The 19209-nt window shown below is 51.1% G+C and carries 12 protein-coding genes; 2 read left to right on the top strand and 10 right to left on the bottom strand.

The annotated features are described in order from the left end of the window. The 4 genes from eda to glk all read right to left on the bottom strand — a co-directional run bounded on the left by eda (position 1) and on the right by glk (position 4982). Positions 1-624 carry a bifunctional 4-hydroxy-2-oxoglutarate aldolase/2-dehydro-3-deoxy-phosphogluconate aldolase gene (gene eda / locus KD147_RS01980; protein WP_212546696.1) on the bottom strand — a complete coding sequence of 208 codons (624 nt, stop codon included), beginning with the start codon at positions 622-624 and terminating at the stop codon, positions 1-3. A gap of 25 nt (positions 625-649) precedes the next feature. Beyond that, positions 650-2512 (bottom strand): phosphogluconate dehydratase, encoded by a 1863-nt coding sequence (gene edd, locus KD147_RS01975; RefSeq protein ID WP_212546695.1) that lies wholly within the window; start codon positions 2510-2512, stop codon positions 650-652. A gap of 364 nt (positions 2513-2876) precedes the next feature. Continuing rightward, complete coding sequence (locus KD147_RS01970; protein WP_212546694.1) at positions 2877-3914, bottom strand: LacI family DNA-binding transcriptional regulator; 1038 nt, start codon at positions 3912-3914, stop codon at positions 2877-2879. A gap of 18 nt (positions 3915-3932) precedes the next feature. Then, positions 3933-4982 (bottom strand): glucokinase, encoded by a 1050-nt coding sequence (glk, locus tag KD147_RS01965; RefSeq protein WP_212546693.1) that lies wholly within the window; start codon positions 4980-4982, stop codon positions 3933-3935. A gap of 356 nt (positions 4983-5338) precedes the next feature. Here glk and KD147_RS01960 point away from each other — a divergent pair, with 356 nt between their 5' ends. Next, complete coding sequence (locus KD147_RS01960) at positions 5339-6364, top strand: LacI family DNA-binding transcriptional regulator (protein WP_105189889.1); 1026 nt, start codon at positions 5339-5341, stop codon at positions 6362-6364. Between the two features lie 32 nt (positions 6365-6396). Here KD147_RS01960 and KD147_RS01955 read toward each other — a convergent pair whose 3' ends face one another. Further along, on the bottom strand, positions 6397-6861 hold the full coding sequence (locus KD147_RS01955) for a UCP033725 family protein (RefSeq protein ID WP_212546692.1): 465 nt from the start codon (positions 6859-6861) through the stop codon (positions 6397-6399). A 204-nt stretch (positions 6862-7065) separates the two neighbouring features. On the opposite strand from KD147_RS01955, the gene KD147_RS01950 reads away from it, so the two are divergent. Beyond that, on the top strand, positions 7066-8484 hold the full coding sequence (locus KD147_RS01950) for a hypothetical protein (RefSeq protein WP_212546691.1): 1419 nt from the start codon (positions 7066-7068) through the stop codon (positions 8482-8484). Positions 8485-8553: 69 nt separating this feature from the next. Here KD147_RS01950 and KD147_RS01945 read toward each other — a convergent pair whose 3' ends face one another. The 5 genes from KD147_RS01945 to KD147_RS01925 form a co-directional block, all read right to left on the bottom strand. After that, on the bottom strand, positions 8554-10962 hold the full coding sequence (locus KD147_RS01945) for a glucan 1,4-alpha-glucosidase (RefSeq protein WP_349304656.1): 2409 nt from the start codon (positions 10960-10962) through the stop codon (positions 8554-8556). Positions 10963-10976: 14 nt separating this feature from the next. After that, positions 10977-12464, bottom strand: coding sequence for an MFS transporter (locus KD147_RS01940; RefSeq protein WP_212546690.1), 1488 nt, complete (start codon positions 12462-12464; stop codon positions 10977-10979). Further along, complete coding sequence (locus KD147_RS01935; RefSeq protein WP_212546689.1) at positions 12457-14295, bottom strand: alpha-amylase family glycosyl hydrolase; 1839 nt, start codon at positions 14293-14295, stop codon at positions 12457-12459. The genes KD147_RS01940 and KD147_RS01935 overlap by 8 nt, the downstream gene beginning before the upstream one ends. A gap of 121 nt (positions 14296-14416) precedes the next feature. Then, a complete protein-coding gene (locus KD147_RS01930) occupies positions 14417-15919 on the bottom strand; it encodes a tryptophan halogenase family protein (RefSeq protein ID WP_212546688.1) in 1503 nt (500 codons plus the stop codon). Positions 15920-15980: 61 nt separating this feature from the next. Next, entirely contained in the window at positions 15981-18791 is a 2811-nt protein-coding gene (locus tag KD147_RS01925; protein WP_212546687.1) for a TonB-dependent receptor, read from the bottom strand. Between the last annotated feature and the right edge of the window lie 418 nt (positions 18792-19209).

Here is a 19209-nt window from a genome sequence, read left to right as displayed (position 1 = left end):
TTAATTATTTAGTTGGCTGGCTTGGCGTGCAAGTTCTTCGATCGCTTGCCAGTCCTTATTTGCGATTAATGTTTTATCCAGCATCCAGGTTCCACCGACACAGACCACGTTGTCTAATGCTAGGTACTCGGGCGCACTCGCCAGGCTGATACCGCCGGTGGGGCAAAATTTAACACCGGGTAAAGGGCCACCGATGGACTTAAGCATGGCCGGACCACCGGCTGCGGCCGCTGGGAAAAACTTTAAAAAAGAGAAGCCACGTTCGGCGAGCCTCATTACTTCGCTTGGCGTGGCCGCTCCGGGCAAGAAAGGGGTATCGCTTTGGCTGGCCAAAGCCAATAATTCATCGTTAACGCCCGGGCTCACCATAAAATCGGCGCCAGCGTCGATTGAGGCTTCAAAGGTGGCCTTATCGATCACCGTCCCTGTGCCCACGTAAGCCTCAGGGACTGTTTCCTTCATGATTTTGACCGCCTCTGCCGCCACCGGTGTGCGCAGCGTAATTTCTAAGGCGCGCAAGCCACCATTGTAGAGGGCTTGTGCCAGCGGTGCGGCGTCTTCAAGGCGCTCTATCACCACCACAGGAACCACGGGGGCCGATGTTAAAATCTTTTCTATTGTCATGTTAAATCCTCATTCCCAGTGACGGTTATTCTTGTTCGTAGGCCGGAGCGAAGGCACTGGCCCCTAAATCAGCACTGCTGACAATATTCCTAAATCCGGCAAACAGCTCACGGCCGGTGCCAAAGGTGGCGCCGCTGTGCACCAATTCGATATGGCGCGCCGCCAACTCTTCATCGCTAACATGCAGTTTGAGTATTCCGTTTGGCGCATCTAGGGTCAGTAAATCGCCATCTTTGACCTTGGCTATCATGCCCCCTTCAACCGCTTCTGGCGCCAGGTGGATGGCCGCGGGCACCTTACCGGAGGCACCGGACATACGCCCATCGGTGACAATGGCCACCTTAAAGCCTTGGTCCTGCAAGCTGGCCATAACCGGAGTGAGCTTATGCAGCTCCGGCATGCCCTTGGCTTTGGGGCCCTGCTCTTTAATCACGGCGATAAAATCCTGGTTGAGTTCGCCGCGGGCGAAGGCGCTTTGTAGCGAGCCCTGATCGGCAAACACCTTGGCCGGGGCACTCACCACCTGATGCTGTTCTTGCACCGCGGAGACCTTGATCACCGCCTTGCCGAGGTTACCGGTCAGCAGTTGCAAGCCGCCGCTGCGGTTAAATGGGTTGTCTGCAGGGCGCAAGACCTCTTGATCGTGAGACTGCTCGGCGCACGGTACCCATTTCACCTTGGCCGGGCCGGTGTTGTCGGAGACGATTAAGTTCACGTCTTTGTCCAGGCGCGGCTCAGTGGTATAAGCCTCAAGGCCCTCACCCAAGATGGTTTTGACGTCATTGTGCAACAGGCCCTTAGCCAGCAGTTGCTTCATCAAATAGCCCATGCCGCCGGCGGCTTGGAAATGGTTCACATCGGCCGAGCCGTTAGGGTAAATACGGGTTAATAAGGGCACCACTTCCGAGAGATCAGCCATGTCTTTCCAGGTCAGCTCCACGCCTGCGGCCTTGGCCATGGCCACCAAATGAATGGCATGGTTGGTTGAGCCACCGGTGGCCAATAAGCCAACCAGACCATTGATAATGGTTTTTTCACTCATCACCTCGGCCATGGGCACCGCATCCTTACTTGTGACTAGCTGTTTAAGCATGGTCTCTACCGCGTGTGCGGTCAAACCATCGCGCAGCTCGGTATAAGGGTTCACAAATGAGCTGCCCGGCAGGTGCAGGCCCATGATCTCCATCAGCATTTGATTTGAGTTCGCAGTACCGTAGAAGGTGCAGGTACCGGCGCTATGATATGACTCGCTTTCGGCCTTTAACAGCTCTTCACGGCTGACAAGGCCCTGGGCAAATTTTTGTCTTACGCGGGCTTTTTCTTTGTTGGGAATGCCTGAAGGCATGGGGCCGGCAGGCAGGAAAAATACCGGTAAATGGCCAAATGATAAGGCGCCAATAACCAGTCCAGGGACGATTTTGTCACACACACCCAAACAGAATACGCCGTCGAAAACATCGTGGGATAAGGCGATAGCCGTCGACATGGCAATCACATCGCGGGAAAACAGCGACAGGTCCATGCCATCACGCCCCTGGGTCACGCCATCGCACATGGCCGGCACGCCGCCGGCAACCTGAGCAGTGGCATCGAATTTGGTAGCGATTTGCTTAATTAAATCCGGGTATTCCTTATACGGCACATGGGCCGACAACATGTCGTTGTAAGAATTGATAATGGCTAAATTTGGCTTTTCATCACCGCTTAGACGCGCCTTGTCATCGCTTGTACAAGCCGCCATAACATGGGCAAGGTTGCCACATCCGATACCGGCACGTACGCGCGTTTGTGATTTAGCCGCTTGCATACGGGCCAAATAGGCGGCACGGCTCGCTTTACTGCGTTCAATTACCCGTTCGGTGACTTCTTTAATACGCGGATGCAACATAGTTCTGCTCTTTCTTACCAGTTATAGGGGATGAATACCAATTCTCTTAAATAGCCAAATATCTGCTCACATACTTAACAGAATTGGTATAAAAGGCTCAGCACTTGAGTACAGACTCCCCGCACTGAGGTACTGAGCAGCTTTGATTACCCGTTCAAAGGTACGCTGCCAACTTGTCTCTCACAACCAAGCTGACACCGGTGTCAGAGCATTAACTCACAACCCTGACACCGGTGTCAACCCTCCTTGTAAATTTAGTCTAAAAAATCTATGTTGCGAGTAATTGAACGCAGAAAACAAAAAACCAACACCTGGGTTAACCCGGGTGTTGGTTTTTAATTTCCGTGCAATTGGGATTAAATCGTTAGGATTTCGGCGCCGCGGTGGACTCACGACAAATCAGTTTGGCTTCCAAGGTGATCTGCAACGGTTCTTTTGGCTGCTCCTCATCACCATTGTCACCCTGATTGATCTGCTCAATAAGGTGCTCAACCGCCAAGCGTGTCATTTCTTCTACCGGCTGGGCTATGGTGGTCAGCCCCGGCCAGATATGACGGGCAATGGGGGCATTGTCAAAACCGGCAATGGCAATGTCGTCGGGCACCTTTAAATCCATCTGGGTGGCGGCTTTGAGCACCGCCGCCGCCATGTAGTCGTTTGACGCAAACACGGCGGTGGGCCTGGGGTCTAAATGCAGTATGGTTTCCGCACTGTCGGCACCGGAATGGTAGGAGAAATTCCCCTCTTCCACGAGCCGCTCCTGATACTCGATACCATGCTGAGCCAGGGCCCGGCGATAACCGTTAAAACGCTGCTCGGTGGCACTGTGGTCCGGGTGACCCTTGATAAAGGCGATGTCTTTATGGCCCAGCTTTATAAGCAGCTCGGTGATTTCAAAGGCGCCCTGCTCGTCATTGCTGCGTACGGAAATCGACTCATCGTCGAGTTTCACCGAGGCCACTCGGGCAAAGGGCACTTTTTTCTGGCGCAAAAAGGCCACCAGCTCACCATGATCGGAAAACGGCGGCGTTAATACCAAGCCATCAAGGCGTGAGGTTTGCAATAACTGTTCAATATTATCGAGCAACGCCTGACCACGCAGCTCACAGGGGTGGATCAACAAGTTAAAGCCATGTTGATGGCAGGCGGCTAAGGCACCGCTTTGCAAACGGGTGATATAGCTCTTCGAGGGGTTATCGTATAGACAGGCAATAATAAAGCTGCGATTACGGGCCAACCCTCGGGCAATGGGGTTCGGTGTGTAGTCCAGCTCTTTAAACGCCTTAAGCACCTTCTCCCGCGTCACGTCGCTGACGTTGGGCTCATTATTGAGCACCCGGGAAACGGTCTTTTTCGATACACCAGCATAGCTAGCAACACTGTTTATGGTTATCTTTTTCATCGTTGACTAGTATCTTCCTTAATCGCCTTGCCCGGTTGGGAAGCCCGTCGGGCCAGCCGATTGGGAACCCATATGAATACAGGCTGCGGCGCCAATAAAGGGGATATGTTCTTGGCATACCAAGGTGACAGGGATTTGACTGTTATACTGCGACATCACCCCTTTAGCAATAAATCGTTCATTAAATCTGCTATTTAACAGGCGCTGTTGCATCCGAGGTAAAATGCCACCGCCGATAAAGACACCGCCTAGGGCACCAAAACTCAAAGCAATATCGCCGGCAACGCTGCCGAGCCAATCGCAAAAATGATTCAAGGTGCGATCGGCAATCATGCATTGTTTATTTTCTGCCAATGCCGCTATCTGCGCCGCATCGATATCTTCCACCTGCTTTCCATGCACCTTAGCCATGGCACGGTATAAACGGGCAATACCCGGGCCGGCAAAGACATTTTCTACCGACACATGCTGCAGGTCTTCACGCAGTACATTATGGAGCTGACGATCCAGTTCGGTGACTGGAGCTAAACTGATGTGCCCCGCTTCACAACTCATCACCGCCTGTTGACCTTGCGAGCGCACCAGGCAAGCGGCGCCAAAACCGGTGCCCGGGCCGAACACGGCAATATTGGCATGCGCCTGGGCAATGCCCTGTTTCACGCAGATATTATCGCGTTCATTCAAGTAAGGGGCGGCATAAGCAAAAGCGGCGAAATCATTGATCACCTGTAAATTGGCGAAACCAAAACGCGCCTTGAGCTGATTGACGTTAAATTGCCAACCCAGGTTTGTGAGTGTCACCTCCTCGCCCTTAACCGGACCGGCAACGGCAAGACAGGCTCGAGTAATGCTGATGGCGTTAACCTGAGATAAATACGCATCGACCGCATCTTCGAAAGACTTGAATTCGCAGCTTGGAAAGGTGTGCTGGTGATCGATAGCGAAAGAGTTACTGCGACTGCAATAATCGGTAATTAACGCAAAACGGGCGTTCGTGCCGCCAATGTCGGCGACTAAAATAGGTGCAAAAGCCACCTTGCTACCTGCCTGTGGACCTGATGAACTCATTGTCGTTTCTCTTTTTTAATTTATACCAAGTCTTAGGGTCGTCTTGGGTTATCCAGTGACATAGCTTGTACCCACCATTGACTTACTTGGTATAAACTTATTAAGTTTATGTTAGCAGTTCTTTTTTCGCGCTACTGAAAAAAGTGCTGCCCGGGCAGCGGGCAGCCAAACCGTTTTGTGACAACAAAATGATAAAACGCCAACATTATGACACCGGTGTCAGATGGGGATCAATAAAAATTTTCAGTTCGCGCTAAAAATAATGCAAAATGCGCCCCTATTAAATCCGTAGGCTGCGTGCTGAACGCACAACTATCAGTTTTAACTGGGTTGGTTATCAACCCATGAGGAAGTACATGAAAGGTAAAGCCACCTCTTTCGATATCGCCCACTATGCTGGGGTATCGCAATCAACGGTATCACGGGCACTGCGCGGCAGTCCCTTGGTCAATGAAGAAACCCGCCGCCGGGTGGTCGAGGTGGCGCGTAAGCTCAACTACAAGGTCGACAAAAACGCCAGCAACCTAAGGGCGCAACAAAGCTCAACCCTGGCCGTGCTGCTGTTCGAAGACCCGACATCAGACGAATCGCAGATCAACCCCTTCTTCTTGTCCATGCTCGGCTCCATTACGCGCGCCTGCGCCAAGGCTGGCTATGACCTGTTGGTTTCATTTCAATCCAGTAGCAACGATTGGCATGCCGATTATGCCGAAAGTCACCGCGCCGATGGCATTATCCTGCTCGGCTACGGCGACTATATTGATTACCAAAGCAAGTTTGACCGCCTACTTGAGAGCAATACCAAATTTGTCTGCTGGGGTGCCAATGTTGAGGGGCGTCCGGAATTAACCGTGAGTTGCGATAACAGTCGAGGCGGAACCCTGGTGGCCGAACACTTTATTGAATTAGGGCGGACCGATTGCGCCTTTATTGGCGATACATCGCATCATAGCCCGGAGTTCAGCGCCCGCTTTAATGGCTTTGCCGAGCGCCTGAAAGCTCATGGCGTGCATGTGAGTGAGCGCAAAATTGCCACCGCCATTTCCACCGAGGAATCCGGCTATCAGGCAACCAAGTCTTTGCTGGCCAATAACATTAAATTCACTGCCCTGTTCGGCGCCAGCGATTTAATCGCCATTGGTGCCATTCGTGCGCTGCAAGAAGCGGGACTCAGGGTGCCTCACGATGTTTCTGTGGTCGGTTTTGACGACCTGGCGGTGGCTCGTTTTTGCACCCCGCCACTGTCTACAATTCAGCAAAACACCACCTTGGCAGGACAAATGTTGGTGGCTAATTTACTTAACCTGATTGCCGATCAAGAGGTAGATGTTGCCAGCAGCGTGCTGCCGCCGCAATTAATCGTCAGGCAGTCAAGCAAGTAGGTTATGCGGTTTTGTCTAAAAAAAACGCATAGTTAAAGGATAATAACCTTTTCTTTTAGCCCTTGCGGCAAGGGTAAACCGAGTTTACTTTTGCCTCTTACCTCCCATATCTCATCCACATCGGCGGCATCGACCTCTAGTATAAAGCCATCTGATAGGCTTATAAATCCGAGTCTCGATGCGAGCTTTTCATCACGGGTCATTATGCCAAACACATTAGAGCGGGCGCGATATCCGAATATGATAAACTCTTGCCCCTTGTAACGCCCTCTGGTTTCTACTTCATAAGCATTGCTCATATCTGCAATCTTGATGCTTTTACAATAACGGCCTTCCTTCTCATCCAGTGTAAACCCCTTGATATAACCTAACTTTTTTGCATAAGAGATTTCTCTCATGTTATCTATATCAGGGTCTGATATGCCATGCCCGTAATACTCCCTGACCAGCATATGGGTATTATTATACAGGGTATAGGTCCCATTTCTTATTTCCACACTTTTACCTCGAGTAAACCTGGTTTCTCTCGTTTATATCTACGCCAGCTTACACCAGGTAAATTCATTGCGCCTAGTTTAAAGACCGCGACTTAAGAGCTAAAGAGTAAATAACGAAGAATACTAGCAGGATTACAACGCACACTTTGATACAGGTGTTAAATAACTACTTGTTTTATTTACAATAATAAATCAAGGGCTATTATGAAAATGACCCTCCTAGTCATAACAACAAAAGAAGGAACTTGTCCTATGTATCGCAGCTTTATCCTAAGTGCATTAAGCGTTGCCGTGTTATCCGGTTGTGGTGGTTCAGGCGACTCTGATCCAACAACAACAACAACCCCTGAGCCCAGCGGTAAAACGTTAACCATTACCGCTGTGTACAGGGACGCGTGTGGCAACGAAACCCCGGACAGGGATGCAGCCCTGATCATACATAATGCCGATTATTCCAATAAAGCCACGGTTTATGCCGATGATAATGGCGTCATTAGCTACCCAACCACGAATGGCTCTGAAACATTTTCTTTAGTCAGGCTAGTACAAGAGAAAATCGATGGTATTACGCCCGTAGATTTGCTTACCTTCGTTGATCACCCTGTGATTGATCTAGGAAAAAACGCTTTCCAAACGGGTGACAGCAGCGCATGTGAATGTAGGACAAGCAATGTACAAGTAGACGTCCCCGCACGCGTTAACAGCTATGTAGAAAGAAGCATGTTGCGTGGTGCAATGTTCGACACCTACCAGAAAGGGACTGGTTCAGTCACGTATCAAGCAGTTACTCAGTGTAAACAAAGTGGTTCCGAGCAATGGCCGCAGCTTTCTGTGGTTAACCAGTTTAGCTCGCCTGAGCAAGCGTATGGCGCTTTATTCGCCGACCTCAATGACGGTGGCACAACAGAGGTTGCAGCGGAGCTTATCGGCACCCCTGTTGTCATCAATTCTTATATGTCCTACAAACAAGTCTCTGCTATCGTGGATAACGGAAACCACTTGTACAATTATGCATTTAACGGCTCAAACGATGTCTACGCTTTCACCCATGAGAGCATCGAAAATCACAGCATTACTGCTTACGAATATGAGAATTTAGACAATCCAACCGGTGATGGATACATATTCACCTCATCAACTGTCAGAACAAAAGAGGTAAATCAAACATTTGATTTACCTCCCATAGCTCTGAGTGTAGATGACCTGGCCTCTGTACTGACGCTTGACGGTCAAGATTATGATATAGCCGAAAGCGGAGTAGACTACGCTTTCATTTTCATTGGCATGGAAGCTTCTTACAATAATCGTCCACTTCTTGCGTGGAGTATTTTTGCGCCTCCAAGCGGCACAAGTATAAATATCGAAAATTTAAACCTTGCTGAGTTTATAGATGAGTCAGCACTTGAGTCTAAAGTGAATTCACTAAGTTTGTCCGTAACTGCTCGAGATTGGGGTGGCATAGCCGGCTACGAAGATTATATGAGGCGACGTCCGACTAGACAACTCAGTACCTTTAATGACCCTGAATATGCGCGAGCTAAAACAAAGACAGTTCAATTGACAGTAAATGATCTTAATTACTCACAATCAGCCTTGTCTAACCTAATACCAACACAGTTTTAAACGACTCCACACTAAAAAGCCGCCTAAAAATATAGGCGGCTTTTTTTAGCCTAATTGGTCGCAGCCCTATTAATCTTGCTTAAGTTTCTGCTCCACCAGCGGATAGTGATCCCACACCCGTTTATCGCTTAGCGAGCGCAGCAGTTTCACATATTCGGCGTGAGTCCAGGCCAGTGGTGTAGCCGAGTTAGTGCCCTGCCCTAATTCATAGCCAAACGGGTTGACGCCCACGCCATCCCACACCTGCTCGGGTAGCATCATGCCCTTATTAGCAAAACCTTCCATGCCACGCACGTATGTGTGTTGGATATCGGCGTACTTCTGCGCTGCCGCATCACCTGTTAGCGATTGTGCCGCGGCAATTTCATAATGACCGCGCTCGCCGGTAAAGAAAGGCCACACGCGACCGCGCTGACCGTCGGTATTCACTCCACCCTCGGCATAGTTGGTACCGCGTTTTTCATCTTCACCATAGCCGTCATTGCCATAGCGACGCCAGCCCGGGAAGGCTTCGCCCTGGGCATCGGTAAAGGTGTATTTAACGCGCAGGTTTTCCGCTAGAGTTTGGTCATCGTACTCCGGCAGTGATTCGAGTACCGAGTCGCTGCTTGCGGCACGTACGCCATAACGCACCAGCTCCAGGAAACCGCCATCGAGGATCTGCTTTTTATCCATGCCCTGACGGCCATTGTTGGCGGCCAGTTTAGTGTCGGCGTTGGCATCCAGGTCCTGGGCAATACGGACAAAATAACGGCCATCGACGCCGTCGCCTTCAAGTGTCCCTTTAGTCGTAAACATCAGGGCTTCAACATCCTGGTTATATTGCTTGGCCGTCGCCAGATAACGTGCGGCATTCTTCTCATCGCCGCTTAGCTTGGCGATTTCGGCGGCACTGATAAGGCCGGCAATCACCGCCGCCGTGGTCGAAGGCGAGTATCCAGCCTGCTCTTCCCAGCGCTCTTGCTGCGTCAGCGGAGGAGTGATCTGGGTATCATTCCAAAGAATTTTGGCCAAACCACCGTCGACAAGGAAATCGGCGGCGGGTTTAAGCATCTGGGTATACCAGGTGCTCAATTCTTCCTTGGTGAGTACCTCACCCTGGTAAAGTTTCCACGCCAGCATAATAGGCATGGCGGTTTGATCCAGCTGGACCCCCACCCATTCCAACTCACCATCAACATGGGTCTTTTGTAAGAACCAACCACTGTCGCCCTGATTGTCGGGCGTGTTCTCACGCACCTGAACCTTAGGCAAGTAGTTGAATGCAGCCTTGGCGGTATCGCTATCGCCCATGGCTAAAAACGCCATGGCAACCTGATAGAAATCACGCACCCACACCGCCTTATAACCTGTGTGGCCCTGCTCCGCTTTCACCGTATCGCCCCAGGGGTTCGACAATGACGCAATCAGTGCACCGGCGTGCGTCTTATCTTCCTGCGCTTTGAGTACCAAGGCACTGGTGTTAAGCAGCTTGCCGCCATCCTCTGTGGATGGGTATAAGTCCGTGATAGTCAGGCTTTGTAGATAGTCCTGCCAGCCAATAAAGTCGCCTTCGCCATTATAATGGGCAAGCACCGTATCATAGCCGCGCTTTAGGGTTTTCTGTCCCTCATCAATAGCACTTTGTTCCGTATTACCATAGCTCAATACCAGATCAAACTCGCTGCTCTTGTTGATCTTCCCCAGGGTTGCACTCATGGTGACATTACCTGTTTGCTCACCGGTGCTGGTGTAACGCGAAAAGGTATTTTCCTTATTTAGCTGGGTTAGGCGATCACTTTGACCGAAAAAGCCTACCGAAGCATCGCTCAGACCTTGTTTGCTTTGCAGGCTGAGGAAATGTTTGCCGTCGCTATAGGCAAGCAGAGCACCGCCAGCAACCTTGGCGCTGTCGTTTAAGCCATCATTGTTTACATAGGGATTCACCTGCACATGCGCCGTTAGGCCGGGCTGGTTGGCTTCAAAGCGCGCCCGCACCAGCAACGACTGGGCATCCGGATCGGTAAAAATATCCTTGATAATACGAAAACGTCCCTGCTCATCTTCACTGGTCACTCGATACGCCAAGGAGCGCGGGCGCCCTTGCTCGTCGGTGTCCAGGTATTCAACGGTATTTTTTAAGCCATCTTGTTCGCTGACCACAAAGTCAGCACCGGTGACGATAAACTGCATATCGCGAATTTGCGCCTGATGAATAAGGCCAAACATGGTTTCGGTGATCATGCCCTTGGCCAGGGAGAACCACACCTTAGACACGGGGCCGGTCGCAGCCTGATCGCTGTATTGGCCGTTATGATAGGCCTCAAACGAGGTGCCTATGCCGGTTTTACCCGAATAGGCCCAATAAGGCGTATCGCCAGGGGCGCCCGGCGCAGCCTCGGAGGAAGCCACAACCGCAGTTGTTTGTTGCTCGGCGCTGTTACAGCCCGTCAGCCCTGCGACCAACATGGCCGCCATAATTGAGTTTAAAACTTTCACTGAGTGTCCCCTTATTATTTTACTAATTTGACTCGACTAACCGCGATGGCGCCTAGGACAAAGGAAATGCCGCCAATCACTAAGGCGTAAATCGGCTGATTGGCGAACCCATGCTTGAGGATAAGACCCAGGACGCTGGCCGCGAGCAATTGTGGAATTACGATAAAGAAGTTAAAAATACCCATGTACACGCCCATTTTTGCGCTTGGCAAGGTGGTTGATAGCATGGCGTAAGGTAAAGATAATATGGATGCCCAGGCAAAGCCGATGCCAAGCATGGGCAACATAAGCCAGCTGGGGTCGTCTATAAACATAAAGCTGATTAATGCAATGGCACCGGCGATAAGATTCACCCCATGGGTCATACGAATACCTATTCGTTTAACCATAACCGGGATCACTAATGCAGCAAGTGCTGCAAAACCATTGTAGGCGGCAAACAGCACCCCCACCCAATCGGCGCCATCGTTATAGGCCTTGGAAGTCACATCCAGGGTGTCATAGTGATAACTGGTCACCGCTGCTGTGGTATAAATCCACATGGCAAAGAGTGAAAACCAGCTGAAAAACTGCACCCAAGCCAATTGGCGCATCGCCGTCGGCATGGTGAAAACATCGTACACCACGGCGAAAAAGCCGTTCTCTGTGTATTGCTTGGTTTGTTGCCACAGGGCAATGCCTTGCAGCAAGGCAAAGGCCACTAGACCAGCGCCGAGCAGGTACAGCTCTTTTTCCAGGCTCATCAGGGTGACCAAGGCGATAATCGCCGCGCCAATCACGCCACTCACCGTCATGGTGCGGCCAAATTTAATCTCTTGTTTTTGCGTTTCGGGTATCAGCGTCGACTCGCTTTGTTCAAACGCTGCCAACTGTTCCGGGCTGTACTCCTTGGTGGTAAATACGGTCCACATGACGCACACCAGTAAGAAGGCACCGCCGATATAGAAGGCATATTGCACCGACTCCGGGATCACCCCGGCAGCGGCGGTATTGCTGACATCGAACCAGTTGCTCAGTATCCAAGGCAGACTCGAGGCCACCACCGCACCAACACCGATAAAAAAGCTTTGCAGCGAATAACCCAGGGCGCGCTGTTTATTCGGCAGGTTATCGCCGACCAGGGCCCGAAACGGTTCCATGGTGACGTTAATGGAAGCATCCATAATCCACAGCATGCCGGCGGCAACCCACAGGGTTGGCGAGTTTGGCATCACCAACAGCGCCGCAGTGGTGACGATGGCGCCGTAGAAAAAGTAAGGACGGCGACGGCCTAAACGGCCCCAGGTTTTATCGCTCATATAGCCGATGATCGGCTGTACAATTAAACCGGTTAGCGGCGCCGCGACCCAAAGAATGGGAATATCATCGATATCGGCACCCAGGGTTTGGAAAATACGGCTGACATTGGCATTTTGCAGGGCAAAACCGAACTGTATACCCATAAAGCCCAGGCACATGTTCCAAATTTGCCAGAAACTCAGGCTAGGTCTTTCATTATTCATCTACTTGGACCCCCAGTTGCAACACGGTAACGCCCTGATATGGCAACTTGATTGGAATTTGCTTTTCTAAATACAGAGGACGCGTGCCCAAAAGGGTTTTCCCGACCATGGCTTGCTCCGGCTCAATATCCACAAACACCGCATGCTTACCAAGGTTGGCAACCACGACAATACGCTGCTCACCGAGCCTGCGCTCAAAACTGATCACTGAATCGGGCGCCGAGTTTGGCACCGGGATCAGCTCACCGGCGACAATCGCAGGAAGAGAATTAAGCGCCATCAGATCGACATAAAACTGACGCAGCGCACGCTGCTCATCGTTAAGCGCGCCGCCGTCGAACTTACCGCCGTTCATCCAGGCTTGGTGGGCAGGTACGCCGATATAATCAAAAATACTGGTGCGTGTTGGGTCGCCGAATCCCGGCTCTTCGGAGCCATCTTCGCCCACGGTTTGACCGAAATACAGCATGCTCGGTGAGCGCCCAATCAGGGTTGAGACCGTCATCGCCGGCTTGCCCCAGTTCATATCGCCGGCGAAGTCCGGGCTCGCCAGGCGCTGCTCATCATGGTTTTCCAAAAAGTGCAGCATATGCTGTTCAATATCTGCCACCTCTTGGTGCGTCGCCAGCAGCTCGCTGGCCTCTGCTTTACCTTGAATAATGGCCTTAAGGCTGTCGTAGAAGCCGACCTTGTCGTACAGGTAATCCATCTTGCCTAAATGAATATAAGGGCGGTACAGCTCGGGGTTATAAACCTCGGCCAGCAAAAAGGCATCCGGGTTGCTCATCTTGATGGAGGAGTTTAAAAAGCTCCAAAATTCCACCGGCACCATTTCCGCCATATCGTAGCGGAAGCCATCTACGCCCTTTTCGAGCCAGTATTGGGTGATATCGCGGAACTTATACCAGCTGTCCGGCAGCTCCTGTTCCCGCCAAAAGGCGTAATGAGCGCGGTAATCCAGCTCGGCGTAGTTATCCGGCAGCCGAGGGAAGTCGTAACTGCCATCGGGCTTAACACCGTAGTTTATCTTCACCGTTTCATACCAATCGTTAATATCCGGCTGGGCTTTGCGCGCGCCGTTGCCGGTCCACTTCGCCGGACTTTCGGTAAATTTGCCATCCGCTAGCGGGTGACTTTGGCCGCCCAGCACCTGGTAATTGGCATCTTGGGGAACAATAAAGTCCTCACCCACCACATAATAGAAGTTGTTGTCGCGCTTATAGGCAAAGCTGGTGTCGTCGTTGGCGCCAAAGTCTTCAACGCCCTGCGGCTTGCTGACGGAGTGGTAATCGCGGGCCACATGATTGGGCACTATGTCGATGATCACCTTCATGCCATGCTCGTGGGTGCGTGCGATCAGAGCTTCAAACTCGCGCAGGCGGTCGGCCGGCTTGGATGCCAGATCCGGGTTTACGTTGTAATAATCTTTAATGGCATAGGGTGAGCCAGCACGGCCTTTCACCACGTCCGGATCGTCGCCGTGCAGGCCAAAATCGCTGTAATCGGTCACCATGGCATGATGCAAAACTCCGGTATACCAGATATGGGTGACTCCCAACTCTTTAATGCCTCTAAGGGCCGCATCGTTGAAATCTGCAAATTTACCGACGCCATTTTGCTTGAGTGTTCCCCAGGGTTCATTGGTGGTGTTGGCGTTACCAAATAAGCGGGTAAAAACCTGGTAAACCACGGGCTTTTGTACCAGCTGCTGGCCCTGCTCTATGCTGCTATCGGCGTCTACGTCTTGCTGCTGCGGCTCCTGGCCACAAGCAACCAGCGCCGCGCTTAGCGACAATGCCAATAACGGCGTTTTCAACTTGCTATTTATCATTCGCTTACTTTGTTTATCTATTGTTATGACAAAAATATTACGTGCTCTGCACCAACTTGGGTATGGCGTGCATACGTATTCAAGCCAGAATACCCGGTCGTTCAGGCGCAGATCAGCACCTTTATTTGGCGCTCGCTACCAGGGTATCAATATATTCCTGATGGCTCGGCATTTGCACTACGGTGCGCTCTATCAGGGTGCGTAAACTGGCAAGTAATTCGCTGCGCTGCTCGGCACTGAACTGCTCGGCCAAGGGATGATGCTGCTGCGGCCAACAATTTTGCCCCAACAACACCTGCTGCCAAGCCACTTCGGAGAATAACTCGTCCTGGTGGCGAAATACCGTGCCCGTTTGCGCAAACAAGGCCAGCTTTTGCGTTAACGACTTGGGTAACTCCATGCTTTGGCAATGGCGCCAGAATGCAGTGTCCTGGCGCTGATTCAAGGCGTAGTGGAGGATGATAAAATCGCGAATTTGCGCCATCTCGGTGCTAAATTGCTGATTATACGAGTCCCGCGCCGCGCTGCTTATTTGCTGATGGGGAAAATGCTTAATCAGGCGAATAATGGCGGTTTGAATAAGGTGGATACTGGTGGACTCCAGAGGCTCCAAAAAGCCACTGCTGAGGCCAATGGCCACCACATTGTTTTGCCATTGTTTGCGTCGCTGACCAGTGCGGAATTTTATGACTCTGGGCTCGGTGATAGCCTTACCCGGCAGATGCTCATTCAGTTGGGCCATCGCCTGCGCTTCATCCATGTAGCGCGAGCAATAAACCAATCCATTGCCCATGCGGTGTTGCAGGGGAATTTGCCATTGCCAGCCAGACTCTCGAGCAATAGCCCGGGTATAAGGCTTAGGGCTGTGCCCCCCGGATAATTCGCTTTGCACGGCAATGGCGCGATCGCACGGCAGCCAATGACTCCAATCCTCAAAACCCACCCCCAGAGTTTGTTCAATAAGCAAGGCGCGCAGACCACTGCAGTCGATAAAGAGGTCGGCTTCCACCTCTGTGCCGTTATCCAAGGTCAGAGCGCGAATATCGCCATTTTGATGCTGGCTAACATAGGTCACCTTGGCATCGATACGTGTCACTCCTAACGCTTCGGCACGCTCGCGAAGCAGTTGGGCATACAGTGAGGCATCGAAATGATAAGCGTGTTGAGTGCCAGGCAATTGCGTGCCCGGAATGTGCGCCATAGGCGTAAAACGCTCCGCTTTGGCGGCTTGGTAATTTAACGAGTAATCCCAAAGCGAGCCACTGTGGCCCTGCTCTTTGGCGGCATGAAAAATATGATGGAAGTCACAAAATGGAAAGGCCTTACCGAGCGAGCCGAAGGCGTGCATATAGCTGTCGCCTACTTGACCCCAGTTCTCGAACTGGATACCCAGTTTAATGGTGGCACTGGTGCGCGCCAAAAGGGTTTGCTCATCGATACCGAGAGCCTGATTAAAAGCGACTATGGGCGGTATGGTCGCCTCGCCTACCCCGATGGTGCCAATGTGCGTCGACTCCACCAAGGTGATATCAACACGCGACCCCATCAATTTCGCCAACAAGGCCGCGCTTAGCCAACCGGCGGTACCGCCGCCAAGGATCAGCACCTTTTTTACTTCCGCCATATTTCTACTCCTGTGAAAAAGCCCTTGAAAATTCAAGGGCTTTTTTAACTTCATTTAAGAGTTATAGCTCATACTTGAAACCCAGCAAGTAAGTACGACCATAATCCTGGTAGTCGCGTACTTGCAGTGAGTTATCACCTTGTAGAGACACAAATGGCTCTTCGGTGATGTTCTGCACCTGGAAGGTCATTTCCAGGCCTTCTAGGCCGGCAATACCCGACTCACCAAAGTCATAGCCGATTTGTGCATCCCAGATGGTCTCACCTTGGATAGCAACCTGGTTGGTTGCAAAACCCGGTCCGTACACATCGCCTTTAAAGTCGCTACGCTTACGCATGCTGGTACGGGCACTGAAACCATAACGGTCATAATATAGGGTCAGGCTTTGAATGCTATCAGAAAGGCCCGGCAGTTCATATTCGTTACCATTTTGGTCTTCGATGTCCTGCTCAACCCCAGTGTGACTGGCAAGCAAACCAAAGCCTTCAAGCTCATCGGCGAACAGATTAAATGGCAGTGCTACCGATAGCTCATAACCCCAAAGGTCACCGCCACCGCCGTTGATCTTACTGCTGCGTGAAGCCGTTTGTCTGTCCGCCGGAGGAACGATACCGGTGGCCGGATCAGGTCTGTCACCCATGTCGACAAAGTAAGTCTCGTCGAATGTCCACTCTTTTAGATCTTTGTAGAAAATAGCCGTTGAGAAATAACCCTCGGCGCTAAAGTAGTTTTCATAACTGAGATCAAAACCCACCGCCTCTTTCGGCTCAAGCTTGGTGTTACCGCCTGAAACAGACCAGAAGTTACCATTTTCATCTGGTTTGTCTGTGGCGTTGTAGCTGATCGCTACCGATGAGTTCATCTCATCCAAACGGGCACGAGAGATGGTCTTAGCCGCGCCAAAACGGATGGTTTGGTCATCGGTGATCGCCACATTCAGGTTCACGCTTGGTAGGAAGTGCGAGTAATCATGGCTTACATCGATTGGCGTCGCCACCACCTGGCCATCAACTGTTGCTGCTTCAAAGCCCTGCGATGATTGCTCGGTTTTAACATAGCGGGCGCCAATATTACCGGTTACCGGCATGTCACCTAGCTCGGCGTTGATATCGGCCTGCACAAACATCGCCGTCACTTCTTCTTGTACGGTCCAAGAACGGGTCTTGTGCTTAGAGTCGTTCAAGCTTTCTTGCAACAGATCGTAGTAGCCATCGTCAATCAGGGCCCGGGTATCATAGGCAATCATGTCGCCCATACCAATAAAGTCGAGGTTAGCCGAGCCCACACGGTACTGCTCAGGCACCATCATCATACCCGGGTTATCCAATGAGAAGCTTGAAAGCGTCATAAAGTAGCCTTCAGACAGCTTGCTCTTTTCGCGGTCACGGTAAGAAATACCAAAGCTCACCTTGTTGAAGTAGGCATTGTCTAACAGTTTGCTGGCGGCAAGCTTTAAGGTGCTTAACTCGTCTTCAATCTCAGGGGCGTTAATAAAGCCATCCTGCGCGGCATTTTCATACGCCGAACCGATAAGGCCGTATTTCTCATTGAGTGGTTGGCTGTAACCCCAGGTCAATGGGCCGCCCAATTGGATCAGGTTAAAGTCGCTGTAATCCAGACCATGGGTAAATTGCGCACCCGTGTTACCGCCGTTAAAGCTATAACCCAGGTCATCGGCCACACCATTATTATCGCCACGGCCTGTACCTGAGTAGCTTTCGATACTCCATACCTGGCGCTCTACTTCAGAACGGCTGGCGTCAAACTCGACCGACCATTCGTCGCTGATGAGGTATTCAACATTAAAACCAAACTGAGTCAGCTCGGCGTTACGCTCTTCAAAGTCGTTACGTACAACGACACGCTGACCTTCGGTGATGGCACTGGTGATAAAACCCGATTGCGCATCGACTTCAACACTGTCTGGATCGATTGAACCTTGACCCCAGGCAAAAGGCACCTCGATACCACGGAGGATCTTTTCATCCGAAAAATCAACATAGAGGGCATCGAACGTCATATTTAGTTCGCTGGTCGGAGCATATTCAAGCACCAACATAGCCGAATCACGCTCTAACGTAGAAGAGCGAACGAAAGGTTTAGCACCGCCTAGTACCGAATAGGTGTTGCCATCCGGGGCTTCAAGGTCGGGGTAGCCCCACGAGTTCCAACGCTTCTCCTGGTTAGGTGAGCTCATCGTGGTGTAAGCAAAGGCCACGCCGAAGGTGTCATCGGCAAATTGATCAATATAAGAAAGAGTGCCACGGAAACCTTTATCGTCGCCGTCCGGGTTTAGCTTATCGAAGCTGGTTTGCTCGTATTGACCATTAAACTGAATAACCTGCTCACCTTTACTTAAGGGGCGAACAGTTTGCATGTCGATTACACCGGCAATGCCTTCGGCTTCAATCGAGGCACTCGGTGTTTTATATACGGTTACACCGCTCATGATCTCAGACGGATACAGGTCGAATTCAACACCGCGGTTATCGCTGATGGATACCTGCTCACGACCATTAAAAGTAGTGGCGCTTTCGTTTTCGCTAAAACCACGTACGCTCACACGCGATGCACGACCGTCAAGACGCTGGGCGGTTAGGCCGGGTAAGCGCGCGATTGACTCGGCAATCGATGAATCCGGTAGCTTACCAATGTCTTCGGCAGAAATAGACTCTACTACTTCACTGGCGAAGCGCTTGGTATTGATTGACTCGGCAACGCTACGGCGGAAGCCGCGCACTTCAATTACTTCAACCTTTTGTTGTTCTTCGGCGCTTGCCGCATCATTTTCTTGTGCCAATGCAACATTGCTACTGACAACTCCGGCGCTGATCAACGCAAGAGTTAGCATACTTGGTTTGAACATAGACATACTGTTTTACCCCAATTAACCATAATTTGTGGCCGAACGAGGTGGTAGTTAGCGCTGCACCAAGTTGGCTCATGTTGTTGTCGCAAAAAATACTAACTCCCGTGTTAAATTAATAACAAATTTATGCATACGTATTCAGAGGCTACAACAGGTACTTTGTTAACATTTGGCTTACACAAAAAATAACACCGATATAGGCACGGCGCCAGTTGTCGCAGTGTACAGCAGGGACGCATTTATAAAAGTGTTAAGTGATAGCCACGCGACTGCCCAAACGGAGTAAATGTTAACAAAAGTAGGGCCTCTATCACCGTTCAGGTCGACCCCCGGTCAAACGGCAATTTGCGCATCAAGCACAGTGTTAATTGGTCAGACCAAAATATAATAACACCATGGTGGTGCAAAACCCAGCCGTAAC

It is taken from the genome of Pseudoalteromonas sp. BDTF-M6, assembly GCF_018334135.1.
Taxonomy (GTDB): domain Bacteria; phylum Pseudomonadota; class Gammaproteobacteria; order Enterobacterales; family Alteromonadaceae; genus Pseudoalteromonas.
This window is presented reverse-complemented; position numbering and strand designations above follow the sequence as displayed.